We start from the raw sequence: 289 nt of genomic DNA, 5'->3' as shown, positions 1-289 counted from the left end.
AGCCTCTTCAATGTTGTAATGGTCTGAAAGGATTTCACTGAGCTTATAGTAAGCGCCTACCACCGCGAAAAAGGCTAAAGCATGAACCGCCAAACCCAATACAATCGCACCAGCAACCACTTCGCCATGCAAAACCTGACGGTCAAACCAGCCTTTCTGACCGTAAAAAGTAGCCAGCTTTGAAAACTGACTACTCTTTATCTCATACCACTTTATCGCATAATCAATGTCAATTTTCGCGTCAAATAACTTTAAACGCTCCGTTTGCTTCTTTAATAACTCCAACTGA

General features: G+C 42.2%; 1 protein-coding gene. It reads right to left on the bottom strand.

Annotation, left to right across the window (positions count from 1 at the left end; genetic code table 11):
- A partial coding sequence (locus Lfee_RS17455) for a hypothetical protein (protein WP_193786971.1) occupies nt 1–289 on the bottom strand: 289 nt, incomplete at both ends.

This window comes from Legionella feeleii (assembly GCF_001467625.1).
GTDB classification, from domain to species: Bacteria; Pseudomonadota; Gammaproteobacteria; order Legionellales; family Legionellaceae; genus Tatlockia; species Tatlockia feeleii.
The sequence above is the reverse complement of the archived record's forward strand: the minus strand, read 5'-3'. Positions and strand labels throughout refer to the sequence as shown.